This window comes from Nocardia yunnanensis (genome assembly GCF_003626895.1).
GTDB lineage: Bacteria > Actinomycetota > Actinomycetes > Mycobacteriales > Mycobacteriaceae > Nocardia > Nocardia yunnanensis.
Genome location: NZ_CP032568.1, coordinates 1,911,014 through 1,922,872 on the forward strand (window position 1 = coordinate 1,911,014; position 11,859 = coordinate 1,922,872).

Consider the following 11,859-nt stretch of genomic DNA (forward strand, 5'->3'; position numbering starts at 1 on the left):
TCTGCTTCCCTCCCGATGAGTTGGAGGTTGGACGGGGTGGATGCACCGCCATCGCGGGCCGGAAGCAGATTCGGGCCGTACGAGTTGCGCTCGCTGCTGGGCAGGGGCGGTATGGGTGAGGTCCACGAGGCCTACGACACCTCCAAGGATCGGGTCGTCGCGCTCAAGCTGCTGCCCGTCGAGCTCGCCGAGGATCCCGCCTACCAGGAACGTTTTCGCCGCGAATCGCAGGCGGCGGCGCGGCTGGCCGAACCGCACATCATCCCCATCCACGACTGGGGCGAGATCGGCGGTCAGCTCTACATCGACATGCGGCTGGTGCGCGGACGGGATCTGCGCTCGCTGCTGGACGAATCGGGTCCGATGCCGCCGCTGCGGGTGGTCGGCATCGTCGAGCAGGTCGCGGCCGCGCTGGACGCGGCGCACTACTCGGGACTGGTGCACCGGGACGTCAAACCCGCGAACATCCTTGTCACCGACGCGGATTTCGCCTATCTCGCGGATTTCGGCATCGCGCGCGCCGAGGGCGATTCCACCATCACCATGACCGGCACCGCTGTCGGCTCGTATGCGTACATGGCTCCCGAGCGGTTCGACGCCGGTCCGGTCTCCGGGCGCGCGGATATCTACGCGCTGGGTTGTGTGCTGCACGAATGCCTCACGGGCGAGAAGCCGTTCCCGGCGCTCAATATGAGCGCGCTGGTGCGCGCGCATCTGTCGGAGCCGCCCCCGCCGGTGAGCCTGCTGCGCGCCGGATTGCCGCCGGCGCTGGACGGCGTGGTGGCCCGGGCGCTGGCGAAGGATCCCGAGGCGCGGTTCTTCACGGCGGGCGAATTCGCCCGTGCCGCACGGGCGGCGCTGGCGGGCGGTCCGGCCATGCCGCCGCCGCGGCAGCAGCCCCGGCCGGGTGGGCGGACCGTGCCGCCGGGGCCGCCGGTCGGTCCGCCGCCGACCACGGTGCTGCCCCTCGGTGGGGTGCCGACCGGTCGGAACGCCGATCCCACACCGCGGCAACCCGATCCGGCCGCCGGGCCGCCGCGCCCGCCGAGTCTGACCACCAGCACCGGCTCGATTCCGGCCTACATCACCGGCGCGTTCCCGGCCGCCGAGGAGCCCGCGGACGATCGGCCGGTGATCGTGCCGTCGGATCCGACCCGGGTGCGCGTCAGCGACTTTCACTTCACCCCGCTGCCGCCGGAGGCGCAGGAACAGGCGGCCTGGGGCCACGCCCAGGCGCGCGGGCAGGACTTTCCCTACGCTCCCGCACCGGATCCCGCGCTGTACCCGACCGCCGAGCACGCCATCGTCTCCGGCCCGGCCTTTGAGCCCGGGCGGCGACGCCGGGGCAGGTCGGTGGCGGTGCCGGTGGCCATCGGGGTGCTGGCGATCGCGGTGGCGGCTGTCGCGGGTGCGGTGGGCTGGCAAGTCCTCGACCGCTCCGGCAACGAAGCACCCATAACGACGGCAGCACAGGGTGTTCCGGGGTTCACCACGTCGCGCTCGCAGGCGGCGAGCCCGACGGTGACCACCTCGGCGGCGCCCAGCGCGGTGCAGCTGCCGGCGGGAGCGACGTCGTGTCCAGCGGTGTATGCGACGCTCGGCGGTTACGCCTCCTCCGCGCGTGGAAACACCGGGACGTCATGCCCGTTCGCGGAGGAGGTTCGCCGAGCCTATGCCGACGCGACTTCTGGTCGGCCGGGTGCGACGGTTACTGTGAACGCAGTGAGTCCGGTGACGGGCCGGTCTTACACGATGAACTGTACGGCCGCAGGCAAATTGGTGTCCTGCGTCGGCGGTGAGAACGCGGTGGTGTATGTCTACTGATCCAATTCCGGCCTGTGGCAAGGGTTTCGTGCGCGGGCTGGCCTTGGCGGCGGTCTTGGCCGTCTCGGGTTGCGGTGTGAATTTCGGTGCGGCACACCATGCCTCGGCGCAGCCGGGGGATATCAAGCCGGTGGGCGACAGCTCGGCGTTGTCGACCCCCACCATGGCGGCGCCTGATTTGCCCGAGCTGTTCGGCCTGCCGAAATCCATCGCGTTCGCAGCGGATTTCGCCGATCTGCGCGCCGGTCTGGACGGCCGGGTCGGGGTGGCGGTGATGCCGGTCGGCGGCGGCGAGATGACCCAGCTCGGCGACTGGACCACCGGTATCGCCTGGTCCACCATCAAGGTCCCGCTGGCCCTGGCCGCGCTGCGCCACGATCCCGACGGCATGCGCGCCACCGCGGAGGCCGCCATCACCTTCTCCGACAACGATGCGGCGCAGGAGCTCTGGACCTCGCTGGGCAACGGCAGCCAGGCCGCCGACGCCGTCGAGGCGGTGCTGCGCGAGGCGGGCGACGCCACCACCGATGTCGCGGCGCGCCACACCAAACTGGCCGCCCTGGAATCGGACGACCTGCTGGCCTTCGGCGCCACCGACTGGTCGCTGTCGGATCAGGTGCACTTCGCCTCCCGGCTGCCCTGCCTGCCCCGGGCCAATTCCGTGGTCTCGCTGATGAGCGAGATCACCCCCAGCCAGAGCTGGGGCCTGGGCCGGTTGATCGGCGCGGAGTTCAAGGGCGGCTGGGGCCCCGACGACGACACCGGCAAGTACACCGTGCGCCAATTCGGCCTGGTCCCAACGCTGAACGGGCCGGTGGCGGTGGCCTTGGCGGTGGAGCCCACCTCCGGCAGTTTCGACGACGCCACCGACATGATGGACAAGCTCGCCCTGCTGGTCGGCGACCATCTGCCCGACCTACGCGGCGGCCTCTGCTCGCACTAGCCGTGAAAACCGGCCCTACCCACCGCGTTTGACCCCCGCCCGCGCGAACCACAACAATCCTTGCGATTGACGGGCATAGGTGTGTCCGCTAGGAACAGGGAACGCACCGGCATCCGGGGCAGATGGAGGTCAGAGCGTGGAAGCACGTTGGCGCGGACGGTGGTTCGCGCGCGGCGGCGCCGCGCCGACCTTGTCGGCGGTTCTGCTGACGGTGCTGGTCACGGCCCTGAGCGGGTGCTCGAGCAAGCCGGTTCTGGTGCCGGACAAGACGACCGGCGCGGCAGCCCCCACCGCCACCGTGCCGGCGACCGCGATGCCGTTGCCCGGCACCCTGGCCGGGGATTTCCTCACGGATCTGAAACCGTCGCTGGCCGGCAAGGTGGGGCTGGCGCTGCTGCCGGTCGGCAGCGACCGCCTGGTGACACTGGGCGATTGGACCGGCGGCCCCGGCTGGTCGACCATGAAGGTGCCGTTGACGCTGGCGGCGCTGCGCAAGAACACCGGCAACGAGGGCGCGGCGGTCAACGCCATCGAATACTCCGACAACACCGCCGCGGACACCCTCTGGCAGTCGCTCGGCTCCGCCGAGACCGCCGCGCAGACCGTCCAGGACGTGCTGCGCGAGGGCGGCGATCCCGACACCACCGTCCCCGCCACCCGCGCCCGCGCCGACTACTCCGCCTTCGGCCAAGCCGACTGGTCGCTGGCCGACCAGGTGAAGTTCACCGCGAAACTGCCCTGCCTGCCCCAATCCGAGCTCGTCACCTCCCTGATGAGCAAGATCAGCTCCACCCAGCGCTGGGGCTTGGGCACCCTCGACGGCGCCGTGTTCAAGGGCGGCTGGGGCCCCGACCCGAGCGGCAACTACCTGGTCCGCCAACTCGGCCTGATCCCCGTGGACGGCGGCCAGATCGCCATAGCCATTGCCACCCAGCCCAATTCCGGCTCCTTCGACGACGGCACCGCCATCCTCACCAAGATCGCCACGCTCATCTCCCACCACCAGGACGAGCTCAAAGGCGGCGCCTGCCCGGCCGGCTGAGCATCGCTGAGCGAGCCGTAACCGGGGATTCACGGGGGCGAAGGCCCTCGGGGGCCGAGATCAAGGCAAGATGGGGGTCATGCGCATCGGAGTCTTGACCGGAGGCGGAGACTGCCCTGGCCTGAATGCCGTCATCCGAGCCGTCGTTCGTACCGCGAACGGACGCTGGGGGGATGCGATCGTCGGCTTCCAGGACGGGTGGCGGGGACTACTCGAGGATCGCAAGATCCAGATCCTCAACAACGACCGCACCGACCGGCTGCTCACCAAGGGCGGCACCATCCTCGGCACCGCCCGCACCAATCCGGACGTGCTGCGCGCCGGGCTGCCCCGCATCAAGCAGACCCTCGACGACAACGGCATCGACGCGCTCATCCCCATCGGCGGCGAAGGCACCCTGACCGCGGCCTCCTGGCTGGCCGACGAGGGCGTGCCCGTGGTGGGCGTGCCCAAGACCATCGACAACGACATCGACTGCACCGACACCACCTTCGGCCACGACACCGCGGTCTCGATCGCGACCGAGGCCATCGACCGGCTGCACACCACCGCCGAATCGCATCAGCGCGTCATGCTGGTCGAGGTGATGGGGCGGCACGCCGGCTGGATCGCCATCAATTCCGGCATCGCCTCCGGCGCGCACCTGACCCTGGTGCCCGAGGTGCCCTTCGATCTGGACGAGCTGTGCGCCATGGTGAAACGCCGCTTCCAGCGCGGGGATTCGCATTTCATCTGCGTGGTGGCCGAGGGCGCGCATCCCGATCCGCAGTCCATGAGCCTGCGCGACGGTGGCATCGACGAGTTCGGGCATGTCCGCTTCACCGGGGTGGCGCAGCAGCTCGCGCCGGAGATCGAGCGGCGCATCGGCAAGGAGGTGCGCGTCACCGTGCTCGGGCACGTGCAGCGCGGCGGCACCCCGACGCCGTACGACCGGGTGCTGGCCACGCGCTTCGGCGTGCACGCGGCGGAAGCCGTGCACGCCGGGCAGTTCGGGCAGATGGTGGCATTGCACGGCAATGACATCGACCTGGTGCCGCTGTCGGAGGCGACCAAGCAGCTCAAGCTGGTGCCGCCGGACCGCTACCGCGAAGCGGCCGCCTTCTTCGGCTAGCGAGATACCGCCAGGACAGGCTCAGTCGTCCCGATGCTGCGCGTAGTGCCGGGCGGCGCGGGCGCGGTTGCCGCAGGCCACCGAGCACCACTCCTGGCGAGGATGCGCCTTCAGGAAATACCGGACACAGCGGGGGGCCGGGCAGGTGCGGATCTGCGCGGCCACCGGTCCGGTGAAGAACTCGATGGCGGAGTCGGCCAAACCGGCCATGACGGTGTCGAGTTCGTCGGCGGTCAGCAGTCGTTCCACCGTGCGCGGCCCGGACTTGCCCCAGCCGAGCAACCGCTGCGTGGGCGCGGTGGCGGCATTGATGCCGGCCAGGGCTTCCGGGAACGGCGGCAGCACGGCCGCGTCGGCGGAGCTCGGCGGTTGCGGCGACACGTATTCCGCGAAGACCGCCCGCACGTTCTGCCGGAGGTCCACCAGCGCGATGCGGTCGGCCTCGCTGGGCAGGTAGTCCTCGACGTTCATGTGGGTGCTCAGCTGCGGGACGTTGTCCCGCAACCAGTCCCGGGTGGATTCGCGGGTGGCGAAGGAGTCGGTCAGACCGCTGCTGGTGGCGCGGAGGGTGTTCGCCAAACGGAGTGCCAAGGGATCGACCATGCCCCCGATTCTAACGGGTATTGATTCCTTGGTCCATTATGTTCTAACGTTTGAACACAGGATATTCCGTTAGAAAGATGAGGCCCGAGATGAGCACTCCCGTCGCGAACGCGCCCCTGCAAACCCTGAACAGCCTGCTGCACAACGGGATCGTCCTCCGCGCGCTGGCGCTGGCCCTGGCCACCGTCGTGCTGCTGACCCTGCACCACCCGACCTGGGTCCCCTACTCGGTGAGCCTGTACGCGATCTGGAATGCGGCGGCACTCACCCTGAACTCGGCGCGCGCCGCCCGTTCGGCCTGATCGGACGGCCGGAGCGATCGCCGGCCCGTATATGTTTCGCGCGGAATTGCACTCACAACCCGTGAGATTCTACTGTGAGGTCACGAGTGCAACCGTTAGAAAGCTGTAGGTCCCGTGATCGCTCCGAGCGCAACCGTCCCGATCTCCGAGTCAGTGGAGTTCGAGGAGTTCGAAAACGATTGCGCCGCAGCCCCGGCCACCGGCCGATTCACCGTAGTGCGCGGGCTGGTGCGCAATTGGACCGTGCTGCGCGCGGTGGCGCTGGCCACCGCGACGGCCGCGCTCCTGGCCCTGCATCACCCGACCTGGGTGCCCTTTGCGGTGAGCGCCTACGCCATCATCAATGCCGCCGCGATCACCGTGGGCGCGGCCCGCACCGCCTGACCGCGTACCCGCTGATCGATTCGCTTGCCGGGCGGCCCGATTCGCCCGCCGGATTCAGCCGTCGAATCGCCCCGCGCGCACGGCGGCCGTGAACCGGTCCCAGTCCGCGCCCGGGAAGAGCAAGGCCGGACCGCCGGGGTGCTTGCTGTCCCGGACGCCGACACCGCCGGCCAGGAACGCGATCTCCACGCACTCCTTGGCCCCGGTGCTGTGGGTGCTCTTGAACCACCGGACGCCGGGTTCGACGGTCACGTCGCGTACTCCTTCGCTACCCTCCGCAGGAGGTCTCTGCTGCTCGTCTCGTCCAGCGCGGCGCACTGGATCGCTTGGTACGCCTCGCGGTATCGGTCGACCGCGGCCTGCTTCTCCAGGTAGAGGTCGCCGAGAAAGTTCTCCAGATAGACGATCGTGGGTTCGACGGGGCGGTTGCCCGCGTCCCGGCCGAATTCCAGGATCACGAACGGGCCGACGGTGTGACCGATCGGCACGCCCGCCGAGAAGGGTAGTACACGAACAGCGATCGACGGCAGTGTCGACAGATCCGCCACGCGCCGAAGTTGCGCCGCCATTACGCGCGGACCGCCGACAACGCGACGTAATGCGGTTTCGTGCACCACGATGTCGAAGGCGGCGGGACTTCGCTTGCGCGTCAAGAGGCTTTGACGCCGGACCTTCAATTGCACCCGGCGGTCGAGTTCGTCGGGTGCAGCATCCGGCCAGTAATCGTTGATCAACACCCGAGCGTACTCAGCGGTCTGCAACAGCCCCGGGATGATCTCCGGCTGATACGAGATGAGGGCGCGGGCCGAAGCCTCCAGCCCCACATACACATTGAAACCCTCGGGAATCAGATCGTCGTACTCGTGCCACCAGGACTTGACGCTGGCCTGTTGCGCGAGACCGGTGAGCGCCGTGGAGAACTCGTCGTCGAAGTCGTAGATGCGGCACAGCTCCCGGACATCCAGCACGCGGATCTTCTCGGCATTGCCGGTCTCGAGTCGCTGCAGCTTGGACTCGCTCCACTCCATCAGCGCCGCGGCCTCGGCGATCGTCATATTGCACTGCATCCGGCCTTCCCGCAGGTATCGGCCCAGCTGACGGCGCGGCAACGTCGAACCATGCTCGGACATCGAATCCTCCCCCACGAAGGCGGTTTTCGGTCACTGCGAATGATGCTCCCACGCGTTATGAATGCTGACCTGGAGCTTTCGCAAAGTTTCCCACCGCGGCCCGGCTTCGATTGTCGGTTCGCCCAAACGGTGCTGGACTGGAGTCGCGCCCGGTGAGAACCGGAGCCCTGATATCTCTGGACCCACTCGTCCCCGAGCCGGGCGCACCCCAACTCCGCCGAAAGTCCGGTCCGCCCGGGCGTCCCGGGCGATACCGGCGTGGCGAGCAGCGAATCCCGTTACGCTGTCGAGAGGCCCGGCGCGCGTGCGCCGCATGCCAGCCACCAGCGCCGGACCGCGAACTGTGAAGCCCCCTGCGCGCTGCCCCCTGGTGAGCACCATGATGTACCTGTTCGACTGCACGATGGATCCCGGCGACCTGGCGCTGTCCCAGGCCCATCAGGCCATGCAGATCCACAAGTGCTGCACCGTCGACAACTGCCTCGTCCGCCGCCGCGCCCGCCAAATCCTCGTCGACAGAGGCGAAATGGTGCTCGATCACCGCGCCACGCCCCAGCAGAGCCACTGACGCTCGTCAGCCGGACACCACGACCAGGGCCACCGCCACCAACAACACCAGCGCGACCACCGCCAGCCCCACCACGAGCATGGCGGTCAGTTGCGATGCCTCCGCCCGCTGCGACGTCGGAATCAGTCCGGGCCGAACCTGATTCGGCCCGGACCGGCTGGGCGTGACGTATCCGGGTGCGGCCGGATAACCCCCGTACCCGGCTTCCGCGCCCGGCGGCGGAACCACGAACTGACCCGTGACCGGGCCGTGGGCCGCCATCGATTCCGCGGAGCCTACGGCTGCCTCCGGCTGCTCCCCGTCAGCGCCGGCGCCTTCGCTCCGGCCCTCCTCGGCCTGCGCGACAGCGGCCGACGCCGACGGCGAAACGGATACCGAGCCGTGTGCCAAAGCCGCCGACGGTTCGGCCTCGAGCTCCGCGAAACCCGGCGTGTCCGGCAAATCCCCCACGGCGGCACTGGTTTCGGGCTTCTCGGCCGGCCGCCGCCACGGATCGTCTCCCGCCGCCGGCTGCGGTACACCGTGATTCGCGGGGCGCGGTTCCGGATCGGGCGGGTACGGGCGGACGGTCGGTCCGGAGTTGATGCGTTCGGTGTCCTGTGCGGAGTTCTCGACTCCCCAGCCGGCCGGCTGCTGGTGGGGCGTCGGGTAATTGGGGGCCGGAGCCTGGTTCGACGGCTGGCCGGGAACCTGCGGTGGCGCGGGGTACGCGGCCACCGGCTGCGGAGGCACCGCCGGTTGCGGCGGCGCGGGATAGGCGGCGGGCTGCGGCGGCGGATACGCGGGTGGCTGGGGCGCGGGCGCGGCGGGATAGCCCGGGGTCGGATAGGCCGGGGCGTGATAGGGGTAATTCGGTTGGGGGGCCGCGGGATTCGGATAGGCGGCGAGGGCCTGCTGATGGGCCGGATGCTGGGCCACGGGACCCGACAAGGCCTGGCGGGCAGCCTGGGCGAAGGCGGTGCAGGTGGGGAAGCGGTCGGTGGAGCGTTTGGCCATGGCCTTGGTGAGGACGGCGTCCATGGCCGGGGAGAGGCCGGGGCGGCGCAGCGAGACCGGGGGCGGGAGGAGTTGGAGGTGGCCGCGAATGAGTTCACCCGGGTGCGGCGAGTCGTAGGGGCCCGCGCCGATGAGGAGCCAGTAGAGGGCGCAGGCCAACGAGTACTGGTCGGTCGTCGGGTCGAGGTGGCCGCCGGTCATCTGCTCCGGGGAGGCGTAGGCGAGGGTGGCGGTGAACATGCCGGCCTGGGTGAGGTGGGTGGAATCCTCACGCAGGCGGGCGATGCCGAAGTCGGTGAGGAACACGCGTTCCCCGTGGCCGGCGACGGCGCGGGCCAGAATGATGTTGGCGGGCTTCACATCCCGGTGCAGCACGCCCATGCCGTGCGCGTAATCCAGTGCGTCGGCGACGCCCTCGATCACCTGCACGGCCCGCTCCGGCGGCAGGGTCGCCACGTTCACGCCGGCGGCGTCGACCCCGTCGACGTACTGCATGGAGATCCACAGCATGTCGTCCTCGGTGCCGCGGTCGTACACCTCCACGATATTGGGGTGGTCCAGGCGCGCCACCAGATCCGCCTCGCGTTCGAAGCGGGCGCGGATCTCGGTGTCCGCGTACAACTCCCGATTCAGCAGCTTCAAGGCCGTCAACTTGCCCAGGCGGGGATGCCGGGCCAGATAGACCGAGCCCATCCCGCCCTGGCCGAGCAGCCGTTCGATGGTGAACCCGGCGAACACGTCACCACTGTTCAGCACTGCCTACGACCCCCTTCCGGTGACGTACAAGTCCGTGAGCCTACCCGCCGAAACGCCGTCCGGGCAGGTCAGCCGGGGGTCACCAGACCGGACTCGTAGGCCAGCACCACCGCCTGCGCGCGGTCGCGCAGATTCAGCTTGGTGAACACCTTCGACACGTGCGTCTTCACGGTTTGCTCGGCCACGAACAGGCTTTCGGCGATCTCGGCATTGGACATGCCGCGCGCCACCAGTTCCAGCACCTCACGCTCGCGCGGCGTCAGCACCTCCAGCCGCGGGGCGGGCGCGCGGCGGGCCCGACGGCGCGTCACGTCGGCGATCAGCCGGCGCGTCACCGTCGGCGCGAGCAGGGCGTCACCGGCGGCGACCACCCGCACCGCGCGCACCAGCTCCTCGGCGGGCGCGTCCTTGAGCAGGAACCCGCTGGCCCCGATGCCCAGCGCCTCGTACACGTAGTCGTCGATGTCGAAGGTGGTGAGCATCAGCACCCGCACCGGCGGCTCGAAACCGGCCGACAGGATCGCCCGCGCCGCGTCCAGCCCGTTCATCTCCGGCATGCGCACATCCATCAGCACCACATCCGGGCGCAGCCGTTTCGCCTCGGCCACAGCGGCTTTCCCGTCCGCCGCGTCCCCGACCACGCTGATATCGGGCTGCGCCGCCAGCAACGCCCCGAACCCCTGCCGCACCATCGCCTGGTCGTCGGCGATCAACACGGTTATCCCCACAGTCGCACCTCACGCACGCCACCGAGTGTGCCATGTCCCGCCCGGCTGGGCCGCTGCGACAACGACTTCGCGCCCCGGGCGGCCAACTCCCGGGCCCGGGGCGACAGGTCAATTGGTGGCGGCGAGGGTGGCGTGGGGTGCGAGGGTGACCGGCAGCTGGGCGCGGACCTGGAAGCCGCCGTCGGGCCGGGGGCCGGCGGTGAGGACGCCGCCCACCGCGGCCGCCCGCGTCTGCATGCCGGCGATCCCGCTGCCGGAGGTCGGCGACGGTTCGCCGGGCCGCACCGCGACCGAGCGGTCGTTGTCGACCTCGAGGGTGAGCTCGCTCCCGCAGGCGATGCGCACCCGCACCGCCGCCCCCGGCGCATGCCGCGACGCGTTCGCCAGCGACTCCTGCACGATGCGGTACAGCGCCAGTCCCGTCGTGTCCGGCACCGCGTCCAGGCCGTCCTCGACGGTCCAGGTGATCGGCACGCCGGCGCGCAGCGCGCCTTCCAGCAGGCCCGGCACATCGGCGGCCGACGGCTGCGGCGCGTGTTCGGGCAGCTGCCCGTCGCTGCGCAGCACGCCCAGCATGCCGCGAATCTCGTTGAGCGCCGCCCGCGCCCCGGTGCCGATGGACTCGAATTCGGCTCGCGCGTCCGCCGACAGCCCGCTGATCCGGTAGGGCGCGGTCTGCGCCTGCACCACCACCATGGACATGTGGTGGGCCACCACGTCGTGCAGGTCGCGGGCGATGCGCGCCTTCTCCTCGAGGATGGCGCGGCGGGCGCGCTCGAGTTCGGTCTCCTCCTCGGATTTCAGCAGCGCCTGCCGCGATACCGCCACCCAGCGAATGAGCAGCCCGAACACCACCAGCCCGGTGATGGCCAGCGGCCAGCCGAATCCGGCCTCGGCGAAGCTGTCTCCGGTCTTGGCCATGGCGGTGGCGAACAGCAGTGAGGTGGCGACCCACACCACGCCCACCATCCGGATGGGCGCGCGCACCGCGACGGCGAAGACCAGGGCGAACAGTGCCAGGATGTGCACCACCTGGAACGGGATGGTGTTGCCGGGCTGGTTGGGCACCGCCAGCGCGATCAACAGCGCCGATCCGGCCGAAACCGCCCATCCCAGTAGCGGATTCACCCGCAACAGCAGGACGGGGAACGCCGCGAATCCGGCGATGAAGGGCGCGGCCGCGGCCGGCACCTTGTGGGTGAGGTGCAGCGTCGGCCACGCCACGGAGATGAAGACGACCGCGAGCACCAGCGTGAACGCGTCGAACCACTGTCGCGCTCGCAGCGCACGAGCCTGCCCAGACAACTTTCCGACCATGGCATCGACGGTAGAGAACCCGCGCGGCCGCCACCTCATACCCCCGGACGATCTCGCACCCCTACCCCGGTACTACGCCGTCCCGGCCCTCCCCCGCCCCGCCCACGCGGGAACGGTCCCGCAGGCTGAGGCCCCGGTCGGAGGCCGATTCCTAA

General features: G+C 70.0%; 13 protein-coding genes. 7 read left to right on the forward strand and 6 right to left on the reverse strand.

The genetic code is table 11. The annotated features are described in order from the left end of the window. The first annotated feature begins 36 nt into the window (after positions 1 to 36). From D7D52_RS08720 to D7D52_RS08735, 4 genes are all read left to right on the forward strand, one after another. On the forward strand, positions 37 to 1,824 hold the full coding sequence (locus D7D52_RS08720; RefSeq protein WP_246023698.1) for a serine/threonine-protein kinase: 1,788 nt from the start codon (positions 37 to 39) through the stop codon (positions 1,822 to 1,824). Next, positions 1,814 to 2,767 carry a serine hydrolase gene (locus D7D52_RS08725; protein ID WP_162958223.1) on the forward strand — a complete coding sequence of 318 codons (954 nt, stop codon included), beginning with the start codon at positions 1,814 to 1,816 and terminating at the stop codon, positions 2,765 to 2,767. The genes D7D52_RS08720 and D7D52_RS08725 overlap by 11 nt, the downstream gene beginning before the upstream one ends. A gap of 136 nt (positions 2,768 to 2,903) precedes the next feature. Then, positions 2,904 to 3,809 (forward strand): class A beta-lactamase-related serine hydrolase, encoded by a 906-nt coding sequence (locus tag D7D52_RS08730; RefSeq protein WP_246023699.1) that lies wholly within the window; start codon positions 2,904 to 2,906, stop codon positions 3,807 to 3,809. Positions 3,810 to 3,888: 79 nt separating this feature from the next. Continuing rightward, complete coding sequence (locus D7D52_RS08735; protein ID WP_120735860.1) at positions 3,889 to 4,920, forward strand: ATP-dependent 6-phosphofructokinase; 1,032 nt, start codon at positions 3,889 to 3,891, stop codon at positions 4,918 to 4,920. A 21-nt stretch (positions 4,921 to 4,941) separates the two neighbouring features. Here the strand turns inward: D7D52_RS08735 and D7D52_RS08740 are convergent, their stop codons facing one another. After that, a complete protein-coding gene (locus D7D52_RS08740; RefSeq protein ID WP_120735861.1) occupies positions 4,942 to 5,523 on the reverse strand; it encodes a CGNR zinc finger domain-containing protein in 582 nt (193 codons plus the stop codon). Positions 5,524 to 5,612: 89 nt separating this feature from the next. On the opposite strand from D7D52_RS08740, the gene D7D52_RS08745 reads away from it, so the two are divergent. Further along, positions 5,613 to 5,825, forward strand: coding sequence for a hypothetical protein (locus tag D7D52_RS08745; RefSeq protein ID WP_120735862.1), 213 nt, complete (start codon positions 5,613 to 5,615; stop codon positions 5,823 to 5,825). 114 nt (positions 5,826 to 5,939) lie between these two features. Continuing rightward, on the forward strand, positions 5,940 to 6,209 hold the full coding sequence (locus tag D7D52_RS08750) for a hypothetical protein (RefSeq protein WP_162958224.1): 270 nt from the start codon (positions 5,940 to 5,942) through the stop codon (positions 6,207 to 6,209). A 54-nt stretch (positions 6,210 to 6,263) separates the two neighbouring features. Here D7D52_RS08750 and D7D52_RS08755 read toward each other — a convergent pair whose 3' ends face one another. Beyond that, positions 6,264 to 6,461, reverse strand: coding sequence for a DUF397 domain-containing protein (locus D7D52_RS08755; protein WP_120735864.1), 198 nt, complete (start codon positions 6,459 to 6,461; stop codon positions 6,264 to 6,266). Continuing rightward, positions 6,458 to 7,339: a helix-turn-helix domain-containing protein gene (locus D7D52_RS08760; RefSeq protein WP_120735865.1), complete on the reverse strand. Its 882-nt coding sequence runs from the start codon at positions 7,337 to 7,339 to the stop codon at positions 6,458 to 6,460. Before D7D52_RS08760 ends, D7D52_RS08755 begins: the two co-directional genes overlap by 4 nt. Positions 7,340 to 7,709: 370 nt before the next feature. On the opposite strand from D7D52_RS08760, the gene D7D52_RS08765 reads away from it, so the two are divergent. Further along, positions 7,710 to 7,907, forward strand: a complete 198-nt coding sequence (locus tag D7D52_RS08765) for a hypothetical protein (protein WP_120735866.1) — start codon at positions 7,710 to 7,712, stop codon at positions 7,905 to 7,907. A 6-nt stretch (positions 7,908 to 7,913) separates the two neighbouring features. Here D7D52_RS08765 and D7D52_RS08770 read toward each other — a convergent pair whose 3' ends face one another. The 3 genes from D7D52_RS08770 to D7D52_RS08780 form a co-directional block, all read right to left on the reverse strand. Then, the gene (locus D7D52_RS08770) at positions 7,914 to 9,659 is read right to left on the reverse strand and encodes a serine/threonine-protein kinase (RefSeq protein WP_120735867.1); all 1,746 of its coding nucleotides are present in this window, start codon (positions 9,657 to 9,659) and stop codon (positions 7,914 to 7,916) included. A 68-nt stretch (positions 9,660 to 9,727) separates the two neighbouring features. Next, positions 9,728 to 10,387 carry a response regulator gene (locus D7D52_RS08775; RefSeq protein ID WP_120735868.1) on the reverse strand — a complete coding sequence of 220 codons (660 nt, stop codon included), beginning with the start codon at positions 10,385 to 10,387 and terminating at the stop codon, positions 9,728 to 9,730. A gap of 108 nt (positions 10,388 to 10,495) precedes the next feature. Further along, positions 10,496 to 11,704, reverse strand: a complete 1,209-nt coding sequence (locus D7D52_RS08780; protein ID WP_120735869.1) for a sensor histidine kinase — start codon at positions 11,702 to 11,704, stop codon at positions 10,496 to 10,498. Between the last annotated feature and the right edge of the window lie 155 nt (positions 11,705 to 11,859).